The sequence below is a fragment of the Acinetobacter sp. F-1 genome (genome assembly GCF_022869025.1).
Lineage (GTDB): Bacteria > Pseudomonadota > Gammaproteobacteria > Pseudomonadales > Moraxellaceae > Acinetobacter > Acinetobacter pseudolwoffii.
Map to the genome: position 1 here is coordinate 1 of NZ_JAJKFX010000006.1, position 22,139 is coordinate 22,139.

General features: G+C 44.7%; 19 protein-coding genes. 12 read left to right on the forward strand and 7 right to left on the reverse strand.

Annotated features, from left to right (window positions below; genetic code table 11):
* Positions 1–167 precede the first annotated feature (167 nt).
* The 6 genes from LOZ91_RS07220 to LOZ91_RS07245 all read left to right on the forward strand — a co-directional run bounded on the left by LOZ91_RS07220 (position 168) and on the right by LOZ91_RS07245 (position 4,705).
* Positions 168–1,058, forward strand: a complete 891-nt coding sequence (locus LOZ91_RS07220; protein WP_005095841.1) for a VacJ family lipoprotein — start codon at positions 168–170, stop codon at positions 1,056–1,058.
* Between the two features lie 102 nt (positions 1,059–1,160).
* Entirely contained in the window at positions 1,161–2,129 is a 969-nt protein-coding gene (gene gigA, locus LOZ91_RS07225) for an RsbU family protein phosphatase GigA (RefSeq protein ID WP_005095839.1), read from the forward strand.
* Between the two features lie 112 nt (positions 2,130–2,241).
* A complete protein-coding gene (gene gigB / locus LOZ91_RS07230; RefSeq protein ID WP_004647542.1) occupies positions 2,242–2,760 on the forward strand; it encodes an anti-anti-sigma factor GigB in 519 nt (172 codons plus the stop codon).
* Positions 2,761–2,780: 20 nt separating this feature from the next.
* Positions 2,781–3,608, forward strand: a complete 828-nt coding sequence (locus LOZ91_RS07235) for a carbon-nitrogen hydrolase family protein (RefSeq protein WP_179999671.1) — start codon at positions 2,781–2,783, stop codon at positions 3,606–3,608.
* A gap of 105 nt (positions 3,609–3,713) precedes the next feature.
* Positions 3,714–4,139, forward strand: a complete 426-nt coding sequence (locus tag LOZ91_RS07240; protein WP_005095836.1) for an organic hydroperoxide resistance protein — start codon at positions 3,714–3,716, stop codon at positions 4,137–4,139.
* Positions 4,140–4,312: 173 nt separating this feature from the next.
* Positions 4,313–4,705 (forward strand): DUF4951 domain-containing protein, encoded by a 393-nt coding sequence (locus LOZ91_RS07245; RefSeq protein WP_100355709.1) that lies wholly within the window; start codon positions 4,313–4,315, stop codon positions 4,703–4,705.
* 49 nt (positions 4,706–4,754) lie between these two features.
* Here LOZ91_RS07245 and gspE read toward each other — a convergent pair whose 3' ends face one another.
* Positions 4,755–6,242, reverse strand: coding sequence for a type II secretion system ATPase GspE (gene gspE, locus LOZ91_RS07250; protein WP_005172539.1), 1,488 nt, complete (start codon positions 6,240–6,242; stop codon positions 4,755–4,757).
* 144 nt (positions 6,243–6,386) lie between these two features.
* On the opposite strand from gspE, the gene LOZ91_RS07255 reads away from it, so the two are divergent.
* Complete coding sequence (locus LOZ91_RS07255) at positions 6,387–7,166, forward strand: hypothetical protein (protein ID WP_167381259.1); 780 nt, start codon at positions 6,387–6,389, stop codon at positions 7,164–7,166.
* A gap of 9 nt (positions 7,167–7,175) precedes the next feature.
* Positions 7,176–8,099: a mechanosensitive ion channel family protein gene (locus LOZ91_RS07260; protein WP_005095828.1), complete on the forward strand. Its 924-nt coding sequence runs from the start codon at positions 7,176–7,178 to the stop codon at positions 8,097–8,099.
* Between the two features lie 47 nt (positions 8,100–8,146).
* Here LOZ91_RS07260 and LOZ91_RS07265 read toward each other — a convergent pair whose 3' ends face one another.
* Complete coding sequence (locus LOZ91_RS07265) at positions 8,147–10,849, reverse strand: DUF2339 domain-containing protein (protein WP_244782902.1); 2,703 nt, start codon at positions 10,847–10,849, stop codon at positions 8,147–8,149.
* 161 nt (positions 10,850–11,010) lie between these two features.
* Here LOZ91_RS07265 and polA point away from each other — a divergent pair, with 161 nt between their 5' ends.
* Positions 11,011–13,773, forward strand: a complete 2,763-nt coding sequence (polA, locus tag LOZ91_RS07270) for a DNA polymerase I (protein WP_244782903.1) — start codon at positions 11,011–11,013, stop codon at positions 13,771–13,773.
* Positions 13,774–14,076: 303 nt separating this feature from the next.
* On the opposite strand, the gene LOZ91_RS07275 is transcribed toward polA, so the two are convergent.
* From LOZ91_RS07275 to ppx, 5 genes are read right to left on the reverse strand one after another with little or no spacing between them, the layout of a single operon-like run.
* Positions 14,077–14,646 carry a YggT family protein gene (locus LOZ91_RS07275; RefSeq protein ID WP_005095820.1) on the reverse strand — a complete coding sequence of 190 codons (570 nt, stop codon included), beginning with the start codon at positions 14,644–14,646 and terminating at the stop codon, positions 14,077–14,079.
* A gap of 19 nt (positions 14,647–14,665) precedes the next feature.
* Positions 14,666–15,505 carry a pyrroline-5-carboxylate reductase gene (proC, locus tag LOZ91_RS07280; protein WP_005095818.1) on the reverse strand — a complete coding sequence of 280 codons (840 nt, stop codon included), beginning with the start codon at positions 15,503–15,505 and terminating at the stop codon, positions 14,666–14,668.
* Between the two features lie 2 nt (positions 15,506–15,507).
* The gene (tilS, locus tag LOZ91_RS07285) at positions 15,508–16,884 is read right to left on the reverse strand and encodes a tRNA lysidine(34) synthetase TilS (RefSeq protein WP_244782905.1); all 1,377 of its coding nucleotides are present in this window, start codon (positions 16,882–16,884) and stop codon (positions 15,508–15,510) included.
* Positions 16,821–17,645 (reverse strand): acetyl-CoA carboxylase carboxyltransferase subunit alpha, encoded by an 825-nt coding sequence (locus tag LOZ91_RS07290; RefSeq protein WP_005095813.1) that lies wholly within the window; start codon positions 17,643–17,645, stop codon positions 16,821–16,823. Before LOZ91_RS07290 ends, tilS begins: the two co-directional genes overlap by 64 nt.
* A gap of 30 nt (positions 17,646–17,675) precedes the next feature.
* Positions 17,676–19,196, reverse strand: coding sequence for an exopolyphosphatase (gene ppx / locus LOZ91_RS07295; protein ID WP_005095810.1), 1,521 nt, complete (start codon positions 19,194–19,196; stop codon positions 17,676–17,678).
* A gap of 259 nt (positions 19,197–19,455) precedes the next feature.
* Here ppx and trxA point away from each other — a divergent pair, with 259 nt between their 5' ends.
* The 3 genes from trxA (at position 19,456) to LOZ91_RS07310 (ending at position 22,063) form a co-directional block, all read left to right on the forward strand.
* Positions 19,456–19,782, forward strand: a complete 327-nt coding sequence (gene trxA, locus LOZ91_RS07300) for a thioredoxin (RefSeq protein ID WP_004278266.1) — start codon at positions 19,456–19,458, stop codon at positions 19,780–19,782.
* A 322-nt stretch (positions 19,783–20,104) separates the two neighbouring features.
* On the forward strand, positions 20,105–21,373 hold the full coding sequence (rho, locus tag LOZ91_RS07305; protein ID WP_005095808.1) for a transcription termination factor Rho: 1,269 nt from the start codon (positions 20,105–20,107) through the stop codon (positions 21,371–21,373).
* A 402-nt stretch (positions 21,374–21,775) separates the two neighbouring features.
* A complete protein-coding gene (locus LOZ91_RS07310) occupies positions 21,776–22,063 on the forward strand; it encodes a hypothetical protein (RefSeq protein ID WP_004647530.1) in 288 nt (95 codons plus the stop codon).
* Positions 22,064–22,139 lie beyond the last annotated feature (76 nt).

A 22,139-nucleotide genomic window follows, 5' to 3' on the forward strand; every position in this document is an offset into this window, starting at 1 on the left:
CTTTTTCAAGAAAATTATTTTGCATGTACATTTTTTACTCTTTTTGTGTATTTTCATTCATTTTTTATACAAATTTGCTTAAATGATGTCTATTCGTGAATATAACGTTTATTATTTTTATACTAATAAGTAGTGCTCCTTACTCAGACAAGGCCTCGGGTTTCCTTATGCATCGTTCTATTTACTTATCTATATGCTTATTTTCTCTAGTATCAAGCGTACATGTTTTCGCAGAGGTCAACACGGATGTGGAAAATGAATCTTTGAAAACGCCACTCAGAACCAAAATATCGGCCAAGGCACAACAATTACAGACACAGCTAAAAGTCGATGCCAGTGCAGCACAGGCTGAAGAAGTCAAAGATCCTTTCCAACCGTTAAATAGAAAGATTTATCAGTTTAATGATGCGATTGACCGTACTGTGGTACGTCCTATAGCTGTTCAGTATGTTGAGAAAGTTCCACAGGATGTCCGCGGTAGCTACACCAATTTCCGTAATAACCTGGGGGAACCCTGGAATGTGGTCAATCAGCTGATTCAGGGCCGTCCGACCCGCGCAGCAAAATCCTTGGGACGTTTTACCATTAATACTTTAACGACCTTAGGTTTGGCTGATCCGGCACGTCGCCTTGGTTTAAGTCATGAAGACGAGAGATTTGGAACTACTTTGGGTTATTATGGTGTTGCGTCTGGTCCTTATATTATGTTGCCATTTTTAGGCCCAAGTTCAGTGCGTGGGGTGATTGGTACTGCTGTAGATAGTCAAACCCGCCCACAAAAATATCTTCTCGAAGATGAAGATGGGCTTTACTGGACCGACCAGTTCTGGCGTGCCATTGATAACCGCTCGGAAATACTGGATGTTGAAGGGGTACTGACCGGTGATCGTTATGCCCAGATTCGGGATATTTATTTGCAACGCACCAACTACGCGATTGCTGAAAAGAAAGGTACAGAACAAGATACCCTATTCCTAGAAGATGACTTCGAAGAAGATAGTTCTGAAGATGTACCTTTTGATGAGAACAATATTGAATCTTCAGAAGAAGATCTTTAAGTTCATGCTTGATGTATGATTGCTAGTGAAATCTGTTCGCTAGCAATACCTTGCTTGTTATAGTACATCGTATAACCAACCCTGAGATCGAATCACTTTTTTATGTATTTCATTCAACCGACTCGTGATATTCCCTATTTAGATCAGGTACTTGATACGCTTCCGCATATTCAGATGATCTATCTGGATGATCATGAGCTGTATGATTCTACGATTATCGCAATTGCAGATGTACATGACTATCTGAAATATAAGTGGAATCTGCCTACCATTGTGCTGGCCTTAGAGCATGAAGGCACAGCGTTGGCTCAGGCTTGGGAGCAAGGGGCGCTGGCAGGCTGGATCTGGAATAAACTTCCTGAAAATCCTGACCTGGCGCTGCAAAAAATTGATGCGCAATATAAACGTAACCAGGACAGCCGTGATCTGCCTTCTGCGGCAGAACTCCAAAAAAGATTGTTACCCAACCCGATTAAACTGACCAATTATGAGGTCGAAACTTATTTTCAGCCTTCAGCCTATCTTTCTGGAGATTGGTATGATTACTGGAAAATTAGCGACAAAGAAGTGATTTTCTATTTGGCCGATGTATCTGGACATGGCGTCACCAGTAGTTTACTCACGTCCTGGATGGCGGCTTTTCACGGTCGCTCCAAAACGCCGCGAGAGCTGATTAAAAAGCTTAACGGCATGCTAATGCAGGAAAATATTGAAAAGCACATCACCATGATTGCCGGGATTTTAAATCTGGAAACCCATGTATTGAAATGGTCCAGTGCCGGACATTATCCCCCACCGATTATATTTGAACCCAATCAAGAACCTAAGATTTTCTCTACCAGCAGCTTCCCTTTAGGCCTGACCGAAGAGCTTGAGGTTGAAGAAAACGAATGGGTATTAAGCCCTAATGCCCGTTTTATTATCTGTTCAGATGGTGCACTGGAACCCTTTGATGGTGGATTAAATGAGCAATTTTCACAATTATTACATCACTTGCAGAATGAGTCATTTCAGGCTCCAGAACATGTGGCCGACGATATCGCCTTTTTAAGCTTTATCCGCGTAAATTAGCAGTATATTTACAGACTTTATAAGCACTTAATTTGATTACCACTTTCAGCTACTTGAGTATCAATACACCCTATGGGATAATTTAATATCCTTCTCTGCAAATGGCATTTATATGTCAACAGGTCATGTTGAATATGCAAGTCTGAATGGAACGCATATTTTTAAGCTTATCGGCGAAGTGCGTGCCCAATCTTGTATTAGTCTAGACAAATTACTGAACAAAATTGAACAGCAGGACAATGTGGTTGGCGCTATCGTTGATCTCACCGAAACCAGTTTTATTGACAGTACCGTACTCGGTGTTTTGGCCAAGTTAGGACTGAAACTCAAACAAGTACATAATATTCAGGCTGTTATGCTTTCTACCAATTCCGACATTACTACTTTGGCCAACAGTATGGGACTGAGCCAGGTGTTTGTGATTCTGAATTATTGTGGCGATCCGAATGTCTGCACCCGTGCGCTGATGGAAGAACATGTCACGCATCAAAATATGCTAAATACCGTTCTGGATGCGCATAAAACCTTGATGAAGCTAAATCAAAGCAACCAGAATATGTTTGAACCTTTAGTCAAACAGTTACAGAAAGAGCAAGACAATTTAGATAAAATCTCCGAGCAAAAGGTATAACGACTATATAAGAGGACCGCATGACTTTACTTTCTGTTGCACAAATGAATTCTCAAAATGAAATTGATGCCAATTTTGTGGAGATTGAGTCTTTAATTCAACAAAGTAAGGCCAATGGTGCTGAGTTAATTGTTTTCCCGGAAAATTTCGTCTGTTTCGCAGCAGGCAAACAACGCGAAACTGCTGCACAATTTGAAGTCATTCAACAACGTCTGGAACAACTTGCCCATCAATATCAAACCTGGATTGTGGCCGGGACTTTGCCCTGCCCTTATCGTCCGGATGGCTCAATCATTCAAGATGGCCGGGTGCGTACTGTCAGTCTGTGTATCAGTCCTGAACGAACTGAAGCGCGCTATGACAAAATTCATTTGTTTGATGTGCAAGTCGGCGATGCCGTTGGTGGTTATCAGGAGTCCAAATTCTTTGAACCTGGTACAGAGGTGGTCGTCGCGAAAACTCCTTTTGGCAATATCGGCTTGATGGTCTGTTATGACCTGCGCTTTCCAGAACTGGCTTTAAGCTTACGTGCTAAGGGTGCAAACCTGCTGACTGCGCCTTCTGCATTTACCTATACCACCGGTGAAATGCACTGGCAGTTATTGCTGCAAACCCGTGCCATGGATAGCCAGTGTTCGGTACTTGGCGCTGCTCAACAAGGCTGGCATGGTGAAAAACGTCAGACTTGGGGGCATGCAGCTGCCACCAATAGCCGCGGCCAACTGTTGAATATGATCCATGCTGATGGCTCCCATTTGATTACGGTGGACTTTGATTTAAGTGAACAGCAAAAAATCCGTGAATCCATGCCTTTAATGCAACATCGTAAACTGCTACAACTTTCTTAAGAAACCTGCCCGGATACTTGCATAAATTAACAAAATCCCTGCTTATTCTTCAGGCAAAATCGCCGAGCATAGAAGCTCCATGAACAATAAATAGGGATTAAGCTCATGTCATTAGAAAAAGCCGTCTATACCGCACATGCCAAAGCCACAGGTGGTCGTGATGGCCGCGCCACCTCTGACGATCAGATTTTAGATGTACAATTAGCCGTGCCCAAAGAAATGGGGGGCCCTGGTGGTGGAACCAACCCTGAACAGCTCTTTGCCGCAGGTTATTCGGCATGTTTCTTGGGTGCGATGAAATTTGTTGCCAATCGTGACAAACTGAATATGAGTAAAGATGCTTATATCGAAGGTGATGTAGGAATTGGTCCAATTCCGACCGGGTTTGGTATTGAGGTGACTTTAAATATCCATCTTGAAGGTATGGATCAGCAAGAAGCGCAAAAACTGGTAGATGCCGCGCATATTGTCTGTCCGTATTCAAATGCAACCCGCAATAATATTGATGTGAACTTAAACGTCATTACTTAATTTTTCGATTCAACCGCTATCCTGAAAAATGCTTCAGGATAGCTAGAGCGCTATTATAAAATTTTAATCGCTGCATCTTCCCTTAAAAACAAATTCTCTTTTCAAAACAAAAGCAAAAATCTTAATACTTATATATAATGATTCTTATTTGCAATGATTTATTTTAAGTCACCATGTTCAAATTATTTATTTCTAGTTCTCTCCTGTTCAGCATTGCGACTGCCTCTTTTGCAGAGCTGCAAATTTCAGAAAAAGTTCGCCCCCAAGTAAAATCTGTAGTTAATGCCGGGATTGAACGTCTGCCCATTCCTGCAACACCCAACAATATGATTCTGCCTGAATTTGGTAAAGGTATCATTGGTTGGGGTGCTGGCCCCAAAGATGCCGAAGTCCGTTTCCAGCGTGTCACCACAGCCGATGTTGAAAAAATGAAACAGGATGGGGTTACTTTAGAAATGGCGCAGGCCTGGCAGACCTTCTATGAAAATGAAACTCAGCGGAATCCGGGCAATCCGACTGCACCTTTTCGGGCCCAACTGATGAAAAAAATCGTCAGCCTCTGGTAAATATCCAGATATCCTGAGGATAAGTCATTAAAAGCAGCAGATTAAAAAATTATTCTGCTGCTTCATTGGTGACCCGTAATACTTCTTCAATGGTAGTTTTCCCTGCCAAAACTTTGCGCAGACCATCATCCCGAATCGAACCGGATTGCTGCCGTGCATAACTTTCTATTTCGTATTCGGCCGCATTGCCATGAACCAGACGGCGCATATGATCATCGACGGGCACAATTTCATAAATCGCAGTACGCCCACTAAAACCAGTATTGCCACAGCGTTCACAACCCTGTGGTTGCGGCAGTCTTAAATCCTGTGGATGTTCAATATTTTCAAACAGTTTCTTTTCAAAAGCATCTGCTTCATGCCAGGTCGCGCAATGCGGACATAACGTTCTGACCAGACGCTGGGCAATTACCCCAATCAGGGAACTTGAAAGCAGGAACGGCTCAATGCCCATATCCTTCAAACGCGTGACAGCACCAATCGCGGTATTGGTATGCAGGGTCGACAACACCAGATGCCCGGTCAAGGAGGCCTGCACCGCAATTTCTGCGGTCTCCAGATCACGAATTTCACCGACCATCACCACATCAGGATCTTGGCGCAGCATGGCTTTTAAGGCACGCGCAAAGGTCATATCCACTTTGGTATTCACCTGGGTCTGGCCAATACCTTCCAGTTGATATTCAATCGGATCTTCAGCGGTGAGGATGTTTTTGGAACCATCATTCAGGTCAGAAAGTGCGGCATATAAAGTGGTGGTTTTACCCGAACCGGTGGGGCCAGTAACTAAAATAATGCCGTGTGGACGATGCACCAGAGTTTTCAGTCGATCATAGTCATTATTCATCAAGCCCAAATGGGTCATATTTAAACGACCGGCCTGCTTGTCCAGCAGACGCATCACCACACGCTCACCATGAGAGGATGGCAAAGTAGATACACGGACATCGACTTCACGTCCGGCCAGACGCAAGGAAATACGACCATCTTGTGGAATACGCTTTTCCGCAATATCCAGTTTGGCCATGACTTTAATCCGCGAGACCAAAAGCGGCGCAAGTTCACGGCGTGGCTGGACAATTTCACGGAGCTGGCCATCGACCCGTAAACGTACCGACAGTTTTTTCTCAAAAGATTCAATATGAATATCGGAAGCCCCGACCCGAATCGCTTCAGACAATAATGCATTGATCAGTCGTACAATCGGCGCATCATCTTCCTGATCCATCAGATCTTCAGCTTCAGGTACGGAATCGGCCAGACTGAGTAAATCCGGATGATCTTCCAGACCCGCAGCCACCTGTTGTGATTCGCCGCTATCTCCGGCAAAACTGGAGCTGAGTAACTGGTTAAATTCCTGTTCGCTGCACAGCTGAAAATGAGCCGGATAACCGAGCAGACGGCGCGCTTCCTGCAATGCAAGCATCGAGGTATTGTCACGACGCAGAATAAAGGCCTGATCTCCCTCATAACGCAACAGCACACCATGGCGCTTGGCGAAGCTATATGGGATTTGTAATTGTTTAAGTACTTGCATCGCGGATTATAATAATGATGAAAAAATTTAAATTGAGTGTACTCTAAGCATATGACAGCGTGAAGTATGTTTTCAAAGATTTAGCAAGAAAGGGTGCCAACATTGCCGCAAGATAAAGATGAATTAATCCCGAATACAGCGAAAATGCGCTGGTGGGGAGAACAGATTTTTGAAATAAATCAATCCAAAGCCTGGCAGTTTGGTTCCTTGCTGTTTCGTCTGACTCGAGGCATTCAGGAATGGCGACTGGAATACTATCGTCCTGTGGTGCAATATGATTATGAGCAGCAATGGCATCAGATTGATGATCCGAACTTTGCCTTTCCAGCGCCGGTGCACATTGAACGTTATATGTTCAAATCCACCCAAAATAAATTACAGTTGATGCCACGTTTGGCAAACCGTTCGGTGGTGATCAAGCCGGTTGATCCGATTTATATTCCTGCCGGACAACGTGGTACGCTTTATATCAGCACGCCCTTATGGATTGCTGGTTTTGTCGAGGGGCAGCGCGAACCAATTTTTGATCTCCCGGTGATCTTGCCAAAAGACACCTGGTTTGGGCCGAATCATCGCTCAGGTGAAATCTGCTATGCCACTGCAGTCGATGGCAGAACTGAACTGAAACAATTGCATCCACGCGCTTTTCGTGCGGTTACACCGATTGAATTTCACAATACCAGTAACCAGCAATTGCGCTTTGACCGGATGAATGTCCCGGTGCCTGCCCTGCCGTTATTTTACAGTGAAAGTACCGGGCGCTTATGGACCTCGCAAATCCGGGTCTTGCATGAAGGTTCGGACCGCCCACCGCGTATTCGGGTGGAGAACCGTACCCCGCCAAATGCCGGTGAAGTCGCCTATCTGCATCCACCGCGTGATCCGGCGGGCGCTTTATTTAATATGTTTGATTCATTTTTCTAAGGGCGTCTGATGCCAAGTTCAAATATTCCGACCGAAGTCACCAACAGCCTGAAGGGAGTATTTACCAATATCAATACCGACCGTTTAACCGAAATTTTGGTCGCGGTGGTGTTATGTTTTATTGGTTTCCTGATTGCGCGCTTTATTTCCAATACCTTTATTCGGACCATTGGTGTACGTTTTAATGCCCATCAGAAGCTGGTCTGGCGCCGCGGGATTTTCTATTTTATTTTCCTGCTGTTTGTAATGGCCAGCCTGAAAGAAGCCGGTTTTAAACTGAGTGTCTTCCTCGGGGCTGCCGGGATTCTCACCGTAGCCTTGGGTTTTGCGTCACAAACCTCGGCATCCAACCTGATCAGCGGTCTGTTCCTGATTGGTGAGGGTTCTTTCGAAGTCGGCGATACTATTCAAATCACCTTGATTCGTGGGCATACCATTGAAGGTGAAGTGATTTCGATTGACCTGCTTTCAGTCAAACTCCTCACGCAGGATAATATCTATGTACGTTTGCCGAATGAACAGCTGATTCGGGCACCGGTACAGAACCTGTCAAAATTTCCGATACGGCGTATTCCGATTACGCTGGCGATCAATTTCCACGAAGATATTATTAAAGTACGAGAAGTGCTGCTGGATGTCGCCAATAAGTATCCATTAGTTTTGGCTGACCCGAAACCTGCAGTCACCGTTACCGCCTTTCGTGAATCATCCATCGAGTTGTTATTTGCGATCTGGTGCCAGCAGGAAAATTATCTGAAAGTACGCGATGAAATGCAGGAACGGATTCGTAATGGCTTTGTCGATAATCAGATTGAAATTCCAGTGCCGAAAATGGGCTTTGTCGACCATCCATTATCTCGCCCCTTAGAGAATGTTGATATTGACCAATACGCCAATGACAAGGCCCTCAAAAGAGAGCCTGATCTAAAATAACCCTTCGATTCCCTCTCCTTTTTAAAGGAGAGGCTTAGGGAGAGGATTCAATCAGTTTTCTCTGGCATCGGTGCAATATAGGCAATCAGCAGCATCACCCCACCTGCCAGCAAGAAGGAAATGACTCGCGTCAGGGTGCCAATATGCGACAGGTCAAAGAGCACCAATTTTAAGGTCACAACCACCAGAATACTGCCGCCTAAAATCCACATCGGCTTCAGGTTTTTTAAGGTTGCCGTCCACATGGTGATCCAGGCCAGTAATACCCAAAGTACAGTCAAGCTGAGTTGCACCGTCGCATTACCCCATAGCTCCATATCATTAAACGGCGTGTGTAAATACACATGTAAAGCTCTTAAAACCATATAACTGGAAAGCCATAACAGGCTCAACACCATCAAGACTGCGATCATGCCCTTATCACGGCCAACCTTAATCTGTTGCAACAGCATCCAGATAAAACTGGCAAACATGGCGATACTGATCAGGTCAAAAGGATTCAGAATCGGCAACCAGTAATACTGGAATGCTTGCTGACTAAATAACTGTGAACATACCAGCCAAGTGGCCATCAGCAATAAACAACACTTGGTTTGCCAAAGCTGCTGCCAGCCTGATTGCAGGTCCTGTCGATAGCACCACAGGCAAAACAATAAAGGTAAGATCACCATACTGAAATAAGGCATGCTCGGGATCAGACACAGACTGGCCAAAGCCAAACTGCTAAAAACGCCCAAACTCATCCATTCTTTGGATAGCTGCAAACCAGCCAGCGGTCTGAGCCACAGAATCGCTAATAGCATCGCCGAAAGGGCAAAAACCCCGCGCTCCAGACCGCTATCCCAGACAATCACCGCATTTTGACTGCGATCCAGTGTCAAAATCACTGCAATGACCAGCAAGGGTGAGATACCACTCCACTTCGGTAGCAACCAGGACCATTGCTGATTTTTGCGCAGAATCATTTCATTCAACAGCACATAGCCCAGTGTGATGATGAATAAACTCAACACATAGGCATGCTGACTCGAAAATTCATCTTCCAGCAAGGCAAAGAGCATTAAACTGGCTGCAACACTTAAAGTACTTAAAAAACTGACACTCAGACTATCCAGTTGCTGCTGGTATTTTTCTTTAAGCTGACTGATCGCCACCACTGCCACATAACACAGACTCAAAATCCAGAAAATCATCCGCGGTGTGGGATTGATTTCGACCAGATAATACAGGCTGCTAAATCCGGCCATCAACAATAAGCCCATACTTAAATAATGCGCCACCCGGACATTTTTCTCTAAGGCCCACAGATAAATTAGTACCCCTTCCACAGCCCAACCAACCACACTCCATTGTTCGGTCAATAAGATCGGTGGCACCAGTGCCAGAAAAATTAGCATCAGACTCAGATAACTTTGTGAAATAAGCTGAATCGTTTGTTTTTGGCGCAATAAAGTCCAACAAGTGGCAAAGACCCCTGCGAACAACAGACTTAGACCGGCTTGCCAGAGTTTTTGATCGGGCTGATTAAAGTGAATCAGATACAGAAAAATATAAGCAGTAATCGGTGCGGCAAAAATCAAGGCCAAGTCGAGTACCGGTTTTAGCTGAAAACGGGACAAATCCTGTCGTGCCAGCAACTGGCTAAAACGAAAACCCAGCCAGATAAACAGCGCACTATGCGCCAGAATCAGCGCAGTCATGGCATAACGCTCATGAGTATCACCATGAATCAGGCTATACATTCCACCGACAATCGCCGTAATTAAAAAGGCAATCTGATTGAGAATTTTCCAGGGGCGGAAGCTGCTCAGCACTGCCACCCCGACATTAATCAGCAAGTAATAACTGATCAGCTCAACAGCGGAAGCATCTCGGATTGGCAAGGTAAACGGCGCCAGATAAGCAATCAGCAAAGCCATTATGGCCAGTTCGATACTTTCCTGTTTCAGACTTAAATACAGCGTCATTGCCAAAATGATGATAAATACACATGCTGCCAGCGGTAGGGTTGGAATCACCAGATTGTAATAGGCAAAGAATAATGTCAGAAACAAACTCCCTAAACCTAATCCTTCCAGCGCCAGAGCAAAACTGCGGTTTTTAGGAATCAGCCGATAGCCCAGTCCTGTTACAAACAAACTGGCCAGCGCAACCAGACCTAATTTAGCAGCCAGACTCAGCTGCCAGTGCTCGGTGGCAAAACGCAGCAACAAAATAATCCCGATCACTAAAATACTAATGGCAACTTTTAAGACCGGATTGCCCTGAAAGATCCAGCGCTGCACTTGATCGATGAGATTAGGCGTAGACTGAGAATTGAGAGCCGGTTGAGTAGTCACAGGTGCAGCATCAGACCAGTTCGGTGGTATTGAAGGTGATGCATCGTCAGAATAAGATTGCAACTGTATCAAGCGTCCTTCCAGACGTTGCAGCCATCGGAGTAAAAAGAACACCCAAGCGGTAATCCCGATGCCCATCAACCAGTCAAGCTCGGCCAGCCCACCAACAATTGCAATAATTGAAGAGACATATAAAGGAACTTTTGAATTGCGTTCCAGAGACCTCTGCTGCTGTGCAGCCAGTTGCTGTAGCGGGGCTTCTACTGCGCTGACATATTGCATCACACTGAAGAGAAAACCCACGCCACACAGATAAGTCACAATCTGATAATCCAGATACCAGGCACTGATCCCGACAATTAGCAGAGTAATCAGCCAGATCATGCGTAACTCATTGCGTCCTGCAGCCATTCTTATATTTCTCTTTCCTGAATCATTCCATCATACAACAGCTTGTGCTGCTTATTTCATCTTCAGCCGATATTCGCTAAGCTGTAAACTCAGACTCGCCTCAGCGAGCGCAGTAAAAATCACGTACAATAGCGCTGTATTTTGAATAAGGAATTGATTACATGCCACCATTTGTCTTGGTCGATGGCTCTTACTTTTTATTTCGTGCCTTTCACGCACTGCCACCATTAACCACGTCAACCGGTTTACATACCAATGCAATTCGTGGTGCGATTTCTGCTATTCAAAAACTGATGCGTCGGATCCAACCGACCCATATGGCGGTGATTTTCGATACGCCAGAACCGACGTTCCGGCATGAGCTTTCACCGATTTATAAAGGTGACCGCCCGAGCATGCCGACGGAATTATCCGAACAGATTCCTTATTTGCACGCCTTGATTCGTGCGCTGGGTATTCCCCTGCATACCTTACCGGGTGCCGAAGCCGATGACATTATCGGAACATTGGCCAAACGTGCCGAAGCCTTGGGACATCAGGTGCTGATTTCGACTGGTGATAAAGATATGGCGCAATTGGTCACAGACAAAGTGACCCTGGAAGACAGCTTCAAAGAAAAACCGCTGGATGTCGATGGCGTGTTTGAAAAGTTTGGCGTCTGGCCAAATCAGATTATTGATTACCTGACCCTGATGGGCGATGCTTCTGATGGCATCATGGGCGTGCCGGGTGTCGGTGCCAAAACCGCGGCAAAACTGCTAACCGAATATGGTTCGATTGGCGGCATTTTAGAAAATGTCGACAAGATCAAAGGCAAAGTCGGTCAAAATATTAAAGAGCATGTGGAGGGCATTGCACTGGACCATCAACTGGCCAGTATTGTGATCGATCTGGATCTTAACTTTGGTTATGACGATTTAAAACTGGGTGAGCCGAATGTCGAGACCTTACGTCATTTGTACACCGAGCTGGAATTTCGTAATCAGCTACAATCCTTAGATCATCCAAACAACCCGAATCATTCAAATTATAAACAGGCGGCAAGATCCATTACCGCCAAACCGGCAACTCTGCCAGACACCACAGAAGATCATGCTTCTGTGACCAGTGGCGATGATCAGCTGGGTCAAGCGACCTATCATAGCGTGTTAAGCCAGCAGGACTGGGACAAGCTGTTTGCGCGCTTAAGTAGCGAAAAACGTTTTGCCTTTGATACTGAAACCACCAGTCTGGATTATCGTATCGCGCAGATTGTCGGCTTCTCGGTCGCCTTTGATGCCAACGATGCCTACTATGTTCCTTTGGCCCATGATTATGAAGGCGCACCGGAACAGCTCAATCGTGAAGTCATCTTGGCACAGATCAAGCCGATTCTGGAAGATGACAGTGTACAGAAAATTGGTCATCATCTGAAATACGATGCGCATGTACTGGAAAACCATGGCATTCATTTGGCAGGCTGGTATTTTGATACCATGCTGGCATCGTATGTGCTGAATTCTGTGGCAACCCGTCATGGTATGGATGATGTGGCGCGTCTGTATTTGAGCCATCTGACCACGACCTATGAACAAGTTGCCGGTAAAGGAGCCAAACAGAAAACCTTTAACCAGATTCCGCTGGAAACCGCTGCACATTATGCTGCTGAAGATGCTCATGTCACTTATCGTCTTTATGAAGTTTTGGATGAAAAACTCAAAGTCCATCCTGAATTAAGTCAGCTTTTGCATCGCATTGAAATGCCGGTGGCACGTGTATTAACGAAAATGGAAGAAAATGGCATTCAGTTAGACGTGCATTTCCTTGACCAGCTCAGTGAAGAATTTGCACAAACCATTCAGAATCTGGAAAACCAGATTATTGAATTAGCAGATCAAAGTTTTAATGTCAGCTCACCAAAACAAGTCGGTGAAATTTTGTTTGATAAGCTGGGCCTCAAAGGCGGCAAAAAAACCTCGACTGGCCAATACAGCACCAGTGAAAGTATTTTAGAAAAACTGGATCATCCGATTGCCGCATTGATTTTGGAATATCGTGGCCTGTCTAAACTGAAAAGCACCTATACCGATGGTTTATGCAAACAGGCCAATAATGACAGTGGCCGCGTACACACCAGTTATCATCAAGCGCTGACTGCAACGGGTCGTCTATCCTCAACAGATCCAAATTTACAGAATATTCCCATTCGCGAAAAAATTGGCCGTCAAATTCGTAAAGCTTTTGTAGCACCGAAAGGTCGTGTGCTGCTCGCTGCCGATTATTCACAAATTGAATTACGCCTCATGGCGCATTTTTCCCAAGACGAAGCCTTGGTACATGCCTTTAATCACGGTCAGGACGTGCATCGTCGTACTGCAGCAGAAGTTTTGGGCATCGCTTTTGAAGAGGTGACAAATGATCAACGTCGCCAAGCCAAAGCCGTGAACTTTGGTCTGCTCTATGGCATGTCTGAATTCGGTCTAACCCGTCAGTTGGGCTTTACTCGTCAAGAGTCACAAGAATACATTAAACAGTATTTCCATCGTTATCCGGGGATTTATGAATATATGCAACGCACCCGTCAGGTGGCACTCGATCAAGGTTTTGTCGAAACCGTTTCTGGTCGTCGTTTATATACACCGGATATTGATGCTCGTAATATGATGGTGCGTAAAGCAGCAGAACGTGCTGCAATTAATGCCCCGCTACAGGGTTCGGCTGCAGATATCATTAAAATGGCAATGATTGAAGTCGACAAGATGTTACCAAAAGATCAGGCCAAAATGCTGTTGCAAGTCCACGATGAACTGGTGTTTGAAGTCGATGAAGCTATTGCCGATGAATTGGCACCGAAACTGGCTGAAGTCATGCAATCGGTATTGCAGATTTCTGTACCGTTGCTGGTTGAAGTCGGTAAAGGTAAAAACTGGGATGAGGCGCATTAATGCGCCTTTAAGCCCCTTCCTCCCTATAGGAGATGAGGCATATATTCGGCAAGGGGATGCAGGTTAGTTTTAATCCCCTCTTCCCTTACGAAGCAATGCTCCCCATCCCAAAGGAAGAGGAACTTTCATTTACTTATTCCTATGCCTTTCTTGAAGTCCATAATTTTGAGTTGGAAGATGTAAGGTAAAGCCCCTCTTTGAAAAAGAGGGGTTTGGGGAGATTTAAATCCTTCCCAACCTCCCTTTAGAAAAAGGAGGCGCAAATAAAAAGGACGCCTCAGCGTCCTTTTTATTTGAATCCAATTAAAGACCGGTCAACAATACAATTGCCACCTGGTTCATGATCATTTCAATGATGATCAAGGTTAAAATAGCAAAAATTGGAGAGAGATCAATCATCCCCATATTTGGCATAATCTTACGGAAAGGTGCCAGCAATGGTTCAGCCAACTCCTGAACCACTTCAATATACGGTGAACGAGACTGAGTAAACATCACCACCCAACTTAAGATAATCGTAGCGAAAATCAAATAACGACAGAAACGGATCAAGTCCTGCATCATGGTGACAAAGGTCAAAATCAGTAAATGCACAGGACCATTCGGCATGCCACCAGAGAGATACATCATGCCGAAAATTTTCAGCAAATACAGTACCACCAATAATGCCAAAGCGGCAGTATTGACACGGCCTTTGGCCAAAGTTGGGAAAATTCGACCAAACACATCTACAATTTTAGTGGCTTTTACAGTCGAAAGAACCACGGGATTGTAGGGGCTGACAGCAGCCAATTGCATTAAAAATCGGAAGAATACGAGCAAAATCGCGACGTTAATGATAATGCCAAAAATTAGCGCAGAATTTGCACCCATACTTGAACGTTCCTAAAAATTAAACTGAAGATTTGCTGCTTTCACTGAGCTCTTGTGCCAGTTCTTGACTGCGTTTTTGTGCAGCGGCAAGTGCGGCCTGAATATTTTGAGAAATCTGGGCGCGATCGAAGACTTCAAGGGCTGCCTGTGTCGTTCCATTTGGAGAGGTCACATTTTTACGCAGCTCGGCTGGGGTGTTCGAACTGGTGATCGCCATTTGTGCCGCACCTAAAGCCGTTTGCAAGGTCAGCGCCGTAGCCACTTTTTCATCCAGCCCTAAATTTTTGCCCGCACGAATCATACTTTCCATCATATAGAAAAAGTAAGCCGGCCCCGAACCCGATACAGCAGTCACCGCATCAATTTGCGCTTCTGAATTCACCCAAATGGTCAAGCCCGTAGAGGCTAAAACCTGACTGGCCAAATCACGGTCACTATTTTCTACATCTTCATGGGCGTATAGACCATGCGCCCCGGTTTGTACCAAGGCTGGCGTATTCGGCATGACCCGTACAATACGCGCTGTCCCCAATAAGCTTGCCAATGTCGCTATTTCCGCACCGGCAACAATGGAAATAATCAGCTTATCATTGACCAGACCTTTTAAAGGCTGTAACACTTGTGCCAAAACTTGAGGCTTTACCGCAAACACCACAATATCTGCATCCTGAATTGCAGCGCTATTATCATCGGTCACATTGATTTCTTTTTCCGCAAGTAAGGCACGGACTTGTTCGACCGGATCAGAAACTGTAATACGTGTTGTTGGCAAACCACGCGAAATCAGGCCGCCAATTAAGGCTTGGGCCATATTACCGCCACCAATAAAACTAATATTACAATTTAAAGCTGCACTCATGTTTAATGCTCGTTGTTGAGTTCTAAAGTTGAAGAAACCGAAATCGGCAGCCATCCCCCTGCTTCACAATATGCAGATTGGGCCAACCAAAATCCTTTAGGGGTAAACACGCCTAGCATAACATTATCTGTGCTTAATATTTGAATAGTATGCCGAACCCAAGGAAATATTTGCGCTTCCTGAATGGCTTTTTTCAGCGGCCAGGCGCCAACACGACCATAGAGATGGATCTTTTCACCCCCCTGACGCTGCTGCAAGTATAAGGGCTGCTGCAATAATGCTGCGGATAAACCCACCTTTGCAGATTCAATGACATATTTTCCGGACAAGACCTGCACATGATCTTTTAACGCAATTTTCAAGGTTTTTAGGCCAGTTTGAAGCTGTTGCTGCTCGGCCAAATAAACCTCTGCTGTCAAACGATATAGTTGCTGCTGATAGCGTACATAGTAATAATCTTTCCAGTGTAAGGCCGCCTGAGCATCAGGTTTGGCATGAATCACCTCGCGTTGCAAACGCTCGACCATATCTAAAGAGGGACGATACTGCGCTTCGCCTTTCATCCAGGCGGAGAGTAACTGGCGTTGCCGTGATCTTGAAAGTTGTAGAAGTTTAGACAAATCAAGTTGCGTATCGGTTCCACACGCCTGTAAATCTTGTTGTAGCACTTCTTGCAAAATTTGCTGGGCATCTTGCATCAGTTCACTGGTGCGTACCAGCGCAGACTGCATTTTCGGATAACGTTCACTCAAAACTGGCCACAAGGTCTGGCGTGCCCAGGCCCGGTCATAATGGGTATCAGCATTGCTCGGATCTTCAATATTTTGAATATTTAAGTGTTTTGCCCATTGGCAAATCTGTTCACGGGAAATATCCAGCAGTGGCCGCCAAATGGTGAGATTTTCACGTACATCAACCTGTTTCATGGCCGCCAAACCATCCACGCCAGCACCAGATAATAGGCGCAGCATTAAGGTTTCTGCCTGATCCTGTTGATGATGCGCCAGCACCAGAATTTCATCCGTTTGCAAATGTTGTAAATAAGCCTGATAACGGCAATGACGCGCTTGCTGTTCCAGATTGCCATTTTTGACCTGAACCGGCTGGATGATGCAGGGAATACTCAGTTGCTGGCATCGATCTGCCACGAACTTGCCCCAATCTGCACTAAAAGCTTGTAATTGATGATCGATATAAATCGCCCGAACTTTTTCCGGGCATAAAAAAAACATCAGATGCAGTAGCAGCATAGAATCTACGCCGCCACTGCACCCGATGAGAAATTTTGTCTCTGCAGGAAAGCCCTGCAGCTGTTTTAAGAAACCAGACCTAAATTGTCGCTGCCAAACTTCATTAAACGTTGGTAACGTGCTTCGCATCGTGCTTGCGCTTCCATTGGTTGCAGTTCATTCAAAGCTTCTTTTAACACTGCTTTCAAGCTGTTCATCACATGATCCGGATTTAAATGAGCGCCCTCACCTTCATCTACCACATATTCTACAATGCCCATTTTCTGCAATTTTTCTGCAGTCAGCGCCAAGGCTTCACTGGCCTGTTCGGCTTTTTCGGCAGTTTTCCAAAGAATCGATGCACAGCCTTCAGGTGAAATCACTGAATAGATACTGTGAGACAGCATCACCACACGGTCTGCCACACCAATACCCAGTGCGCCACCTGAACCGCCTTCACCGAGTACAGTTGCAATCACCGGTACTTTCAAATTGGAAAGCTGCGCCAGACTGGTGGCAATGGCTTCAGCCTGACCACGTTCTTCTGCACCAACTCCCGGATAAGCACCCATGGTATCAATAAAGGTGAAGACTGGCAGATTAAAACGTTCAGCCATATCTAACAGACGCTGCGCCTTACGATAACCCTCAGGGTTACTCATGCCAAAATTATGCTGTAATTTTTCACGGGTACTACGACCACGATGCTGACCGACGATCATCACCGGTTGACCATCAAAACGAGCCAGACCACCGATCATCGCACCATCATCACCATATAGGCGGTCACCATGTAAAGCATCAAATTCAGTGAATATTTCACCCACATAGTCCAGAAATTGTGGACGTTCCGGATGACGTGCAATCTGCACTGTCGCCCATGCTTTTGATGGAGTCGCTTTATTTTTCATAGGTTAACCGTTTTCATCCCTATAAAGGTATTAATTAACAAACTGTTCGGATTGAATCGAGAGTTCAATCTCCCAATTTTTAAATTGCTGCTGTTCATCATGCAGTTCAGCCACCAGCAATGGCCATTGTTTGGCATCACCAGACACGCTGAGCTGCCATTGTTGCGCATTTTCAACCTTAAGTTCAATGGCAGGAAGCATCTCATCACTACGACTGTGATTGACCAAAACCGACAGACGAAGCAGCAAACATAACCATAAAAGTTTCGATCCACCGACTTTCATCACATCATGCTTGGCATCAACGCGCAATTTGCGGCGATGGTGTGCGACCAAATGTGACAAATGATTTTGGTCGACTTGTGAGAAACCGGCAATATCCGAGTGTTGTAATAAATAGGCACCATGACGATGATAACCACTATGGCTGATCGCCAAACCAATCTCATGCAGATAGGCAGCACGACGTAACAGATCGCTATCCTCTATCGTCAGGCCCAGTTCATGTTCCACGTCATTAAACAGTTTTTGTGCAGTCTGGACCACACGCTCGGCCTGTTTGGCATCGGCATTATAACGACCAATCAGGGCATGTACGGAACGATCACGGATATCTTCATGCTTGAAACGGCCAAGCAAGTCATACATCACGCCTTCACGCAGCGCACCATCCGAATAAACCAGATGATTAATTCCGAGCACATCAAACACAGCATAGAGAATGGCAATCCCAGCCGGCAATACCGCGCGGCGGTCTTCTTTGAGACCTTCGAATTCCATATCCGAGACATATTTATATTTGAGCAGTTTGTCTTTGAGTTTTTCCAGGCCTTCACGGGTGAGCTGTTCTTTGTCATTGCTCCAGCCCATATTGATACAAATCTGACGACAGGCCTTGATCGTGCCACTGGAACCGACCACCGCATCCCAGCCGGCTTCTTTATAGGTATTCGCAATTCCGGAGATTTCTTTACGCGCCGCAGTAACCGCTTTATCAAAAGCTTTGGCACTGATCTCACCATCCTGAAAATAAGCCTTGGTAAAGGCGACACAGCCCATCTGCACCGATTCAGTATGAATCGGCTCGAACTCTTCACCAATAATCAGCTCAGTCGAACCGCCACCGATGTCAACCACCAGACGACGACCACTGTTGGCCATGGTATGCGAAACCCCGAGATAAATCAGACGAGCTTCTTCACGGCCGGCAATAATTTCGATTGGCTTGGGTAGAATTTCTGCAGCTTTTTGAATAAATTCATGCCCATTTTTGGCTTGACGCAAGGCATTGGTCGCCACAATCCGTAAACGATTTGGCTGAACTGCACCTAAACGTCCGACAAAACGTGCCAGACAGGCCAAACCCCGTTGCTGTGCAGCTTCGGTTAAATTTTTATTTTCATCGAGTCCGGCGGCAAGCTGAACTTTTTCTGACATTGATGCCACTTTTTTAACTTCGCCATGATCTACACGTGCGATGGCCAAATGAAAGCTATTTGATCCCATATCGATGGCGGCAAGTAATTCTTCATCAATCAAAAAGTCAGACATTCCGGAAATAAACCTTTAACGAATTGTGCTTAGAGTAATTCACATGCATGCAATTTAAAAGCCATTTGTAGCGACAATTTGATGCATGATTCTTTTTATATCGGGAACAATAGTAGGACACGATCATCACTATCGTGATCATCCATTAGACAAAATAACATTAAGCATTGAAAATTTACAGATTCCCCTACATTGTTAAAGATGGCTATGTAATACTAATAATTAGTTATCTTTAAAATATTAATCTGGAGCACATTCCATGTCTGGCAACATCGTAAACACTACTGACGCAAACTTCGAAGCAGACGTTCTTCAATCAGACGTACCTGTACTGGTCGACTTCTGGGCGGGCTGGTGTGCACCATGTAAAGCAATTGCACCCGTACTAGAAGTGCTTGCTGATGAATACCAGGGCAAAGTTAAAATCGTGAAAGTTGACGTAACTTCTTGCGAACAAACTGCCGTAAATTTCAACATCCGTAATATCCCGGCTTTGTTGATGTTCAAAAATGGTGAAGTTGTTGCAACTCAAGTGGGTGCTGCGCCAAAATCTAAACTGACTGCGTTTATTGATGACAATATCTAAGCCCAGCATTTTCAGTAAAAAATACGCGACTGACAATCGCGTATTTTTTTCGGCTATAAATTGACAAAGCCGACATTTTCTCTTATATTTGCTACTCAAGAGATAAAGGATCTTAAATCCTGCCAATTTCTTACAAGACACATTACATAAGATGCCGCTCGGCAATAGAAATTGTTTTTCACATTTTTCTTTGAAACACTCAAACAGATCTCTGAATTGTTCTTTTGCAAATTCAATTGCTTTCGTTTGAATGCTTGTATGCGGCCGAATGTTACTCCCTTTCTAACCTGTACCTCAGAACTTTGATTCTATCTGACCACCTATGAATTTAACCGAACTCAAGAAAAAACCGATTGGCGAACTCATCAAGATTGCCGAGTTTATGGGCCTTGAAGGTATGGCTCGTAACCGTAAGCAAGACATTATTTTTGCCATCTTAAAACGTCATGCAATGAATGGCGAAGAGATTTTTGGTGATGGCGTTCTAGAAATTTTGTCAGATGGTTTTGGCTTTTTACGCTCAGCCGCAGGTTCTTATTTAGCAGGCCCTGACGATATCTATGTCAGTCCTTCTCAAATTCGTCGTTTTAACCTACGTACTGGCGACACCATTACTGGCACTATTCGTCCACCAAAAGAAGGCGAACGTTATTTTGCCTTACTTAAAGTTAATCAGATTAACTACGACACCCCTGAAAATTCACGTAATAAAATCTTATTCGAAAACTTGACCCCATTGTTCCCGACTGAACAGCTGGTGATGGAACTCGGTAATGGTACCACTGAAGATTTAACCACACGTGTGATCGACTTGGTGGCACCGATTGGTAAAGGTCAACGTTCAATCATTGTGGCACCGCCAAAAGCCGGTAAAACCATGTTGCTGCAAAGTATTGCGCAATCGATTGTTCGTAATAACCCAGAAGCTATTCTGATTGTGCTTCTCATTGATGAACGTCCAGAAGAAGTCACCGAGATGGAACGTACCGTTCGCGGTGAAGTGGTTGCGTCGACCTTTGATGAATCACCTGCACGTCATGTTCAAGTCGCTGAAATGGTGATTGAAAAAGCCAAACGTCTGGTTGAGCACAAAAAAGATGTGGTGATTCTGCTGGATTCGATTACCCGTCTGGCACGTGCGTATAACACGGTGATTCCTTCATCAGGCAAGGTTTTGACCGGTGGTGTAGATGCGCATGCATTAGAACGTCCTAAACGTTTCTTCGGTGCTGCACGTAATATTGAAGAAGGTGGTTCACTCACCATTATCTCTACTGCCCTGATTGAAACAGGCAGCAAGATGGATGAAGTGATCTACGAAGAATTCAAAGGTACAGGCAACCAGGAAATTACTCTGGATCGCCGTATTGCTGAAAAACGTGTCTTCCCTGCGATGAATATCAAGAAATCTGGTACTCGCCGTGAAGAACGCCTGATGTCAGAAGACAATCTGCGCAAAGTCTGGATTCTGCGTAAGCTGCTGCATACTCAAGATGAATTGGCAGCGATGGAGTTCTTACTGGATCGTATGAAAGAAACCAAGACCAATGATGACTTCTTTGATCAGATGAAACGCAAAGCCTCGAATTAAAATTTCAAATGAAAGGTCACCTAAGCGGTGGCCTTTTTTTAGGTTGACATAAATTACACAATGAAACAATCGAGCCTCATTTATGTAAACTTATTTTTAAGTTTTTGATTAATAAAATAATCAAATTAAAAATTGTATAACTTTTAAAAACTTAACAAGCCTTTCTCCAATCTAAATGTTTCATTCCATTGTTATTTTCTGTTAAAAACTTATGATTTTTTAGCATTTTTCAGTACTTTTTTGAGTCTTGCTAGTAGCAATTAAAAAGGCGCAGTGATAGCATATTTGCAGACCAGTTAGACTGCTCCTGCGTTGTTAGTCCCTAACACAATTAGGAACAATAAAAGCACTTAACAGACTAACTTAGGTTTTTTTTAATCTCAATTTTTAGAGAGTGATGCCATGTTATTCAAAAAAATCGCTATTGCTGCTGCAGTTGCTACTACTCTAGCTTTCGTTGGTTGTGCTAAAAAAGCTGACGACGCTGCTGCTGACGCTAACCAAGCTGCATCTGAAGCTGTAGAAGCTGCTTCTGAAGCTGAAGCTGCTGCTGACGCTGCTGCTGTAGAAGCTACTTCTGAAGTTGCTGCTTCTGAAACTGCTGCTGTTGCTGAAGCTGACGCTGCTGCTGCTGTTGCTGTTGACGCTGCTGCTGACGCTACTGCTGCTTCTGAAGCTGCTGCTCAATAATCTTTTAGATTATTCAGTACAAAAAAAGAGAGCCTTGAGCTCTCTTTTTTTTTATTTTAAAAACTGAAATTTAGAA

What these genes read in the sequence shown, in the direction of transcription:
- gigB (WP_004647542.1), top strand. Translation starts at nt 2,242, where the DNA reads ATGTCAACAGGTCATGTTGAATATGCAAGTCTGAATGGAACGCATATT.
- LOZ91_RS07220 (WP_005095841.1), top strand. Translation starts at nt 168, where the DNA reads ATGCATCGTTCTATTTACTTATCTATATGCTTATTTTCTCTAGTATCA.
- LOZ91_RS07260 (WP_005095828.1), top strand. Translation starts at nt 7,176, where the DNA reads ATGCCAAGTTCAAATATTCCGACCGAAGTCACCAACAGCCTGAAGGGA.
- LOZ91_RS07245 (WP_100355709.1), top strand. Translation starts at nt 4,313, where the DNA reads ATGTTCAAATTATTTATTTCTAGTTCTCTCCTGTTCAGCATTGCGACT.
- trxA (WP_004278266.1), top strand. Translation starts at nt 19,456, where the DNA reads ATGTCTGGCAACATCGTAAACACTACTGACGCAAACTTCGAAGCAGAC.
- LOZ91_RS07290 (WP_005095813.1), bottom strand. Translation starts at nt 17,645, where the DNA reads ATGAAAAATAAAGCGACTCCATCAAAAGCATGGGCGACAGTGCAGATT.
- gspE (WP_005172539.1), bottom strand. Translation starts at nt 6,242, where the DNA reads ATGCAAGTACTTAAACAATTACAAATCCCATATAGCTTCGCCAAGCGC.
- LOZ91_RS07240 (WP_005095836.1), top strand. Translation starts at nt 3,714, where the DNA reads ATGTCATTAGAAAAAGCCGTCTATACCGCACATGCCAAAGCCACAGGT.
- tilS (WP_244782905.1), bottom strand. Translation starts at nt 16,884, where the DNA reads ATGCGAAGCACGTTACCAACGTTTAATGAAGTTTGGCAGCGACAATTT.
- LOZ91_RS07310 (WP_004647530.1), top strand. Translation starts at nt 21,776, where the DNA reads ATGTTATTCAAAAAAATCGCTATTGCTGCTGCAGTTGCTACTACTCTA.
- proC (WP_005095818.1), bottom strand. Translation starts at nt 15,505, where the DNA reads ATGAGTGCAGCTTTAAATTGTAATATTAGTTTTATTGGTGGCGGTAAT.
- gigA (WP_005095839.1), top strand. Translation starts at nt 1,161, where the DNA reads ATGTATTTCATTCAACCGACTCGTGATATTCCCTATTTAGATCAGGTA.
- LOZ91_RS07275 (WP_005095820.1), bottom strand. Translation starts at nt 14,646, where the DNA reads ATGGGTGCAAATTCTGCGCTAATTTTTGGCATTATCATTAACGTCGCG.
- LOZ91_RS07255 (WP_167381259.1), top strand. Translation starts at nt 6,387, where the DNA reads ATGCGCTGGTGGGGAGAACAGATTTTTGAAATAAATCAATCCAAAGCC.
- LOZ91_RS07265 (WP_244782902.1), bottom strand. Translation starts at nt 10,849, where the DNA reads ATGGCTGCAGGACGCAATGAGTTACGCATGATCTGGCTGATTACTCTG.
- rho (WP_005095808.1), top strand. Translation starts at nt 20,105, where the DNA reads ATGAATTTAACCGAACTCAAGAAAAAACCGATTGGCGAACTCATCAAG.
- LOZ91_RS07235 (WP_179999671.1), top strand. Translation starts at nt 2,781, where the DNA reads ATGACTTTACTTTCTGTTGCACAAATGAATTCTCAAAATGAAATTGAT.
- ppx (WP_005095810.1), bottom strand. Translation starts at nt 19,196, where the DNA reads ATGTCTGACTTTTTGATTGATGAAGAATTACTTGCCGCCATCGATATG.
- polA (WP_244782903.1), top strand. Translation starts at nt 11,011, where the DNA reads ATGCCACCATTTGTCTTGGTCGATGGCTCTTACTTTTTATTTCGTGCC.